This is a genomic window from Streptococcus infantis (assembly GCF_047460825.1).
Taxonomy (GTDB): domain Bacteria; phylum Bacillota; class Bacilli; order Lactobacillales; family Streptococcaceae; genus Streptococcus; species Streptococcus infantis_V.
This window is the reverse complement of the sequence record NZ_JASHFO010000081.1, coordinates 1-705: the sequence shown is the minus strand read 5'-3', so window position 1 is coordinate 705 and position 705 is coordinate 1. Positions and strand designations below refer to the sequence as shown.

The 705-nt window shown below is 38.9% G+C and carries 1 protein-coding gene; it reads left to right on the top strand.

Annotation, left to right across the window (positions count from 1 at the left end; translation table 11 throughout):
- The coding region (locus QM911_RS09905; protein WP_414313886.1) for an SspB-related isopeptide-forming adhesin at window positions 1-705 on the top strand (705 nt) is incomplete at both ends.

Here is a 705-nt window from a genome sequence, read left to right as displayed (position 1 = left end):
TTAAAGGTGCAGACGCTACTGTCACTTACGATACAATGAAGGCAGAAGTAACTGTAACAGTATCTCATGACGGTACAGCTAAAGCATTGGTTGCTAACGTAACTGAACCAGCTGACAAAGAGTTCAATAATACAGTAACTCCTCCAACAGAACCTAAGTTCCAACCAGAGAAGTATGTATTGAATAAAGAGAAATTCTCAATCACTGACAACAAACTTCTTGATGATGATTCTGAGTTGACTGATAAATATGGTGAGACAAATAAAAATCCATATGTAGATCAAGCTAACAACAACGAAGCAGAAAACATCAATACTAAGACTGTTAATCGCGGAGATAAGCTTTACTACCAAGTATGGTTGGATACAACTAAATTCTCAGCAACTAACAAAGAAAACGTTCAATCTGTAGGAATCACTGATGACTTCGATGAAACGAAAGTTGATGTAGATGCTTCAGCTATCAAGGCTTACGATTCAGTAAGTGGAGCAGATGTAACAGATAAATTCGATATCACTGTGAACAACGGTGTGATGACTGCAACTCTTAAAGCTGGCTTCACTAAGTCACTTGGCGATGCAGATAACACTCAAGTTATTGACACAACTAAATTCGCCTTTGGACGTTACTACAAGTTCGACATCCCAACAACAGTGAAAGCTGATGTACCTGGTGGTGTAGACATCGAAAATACTGCAGCGCAAG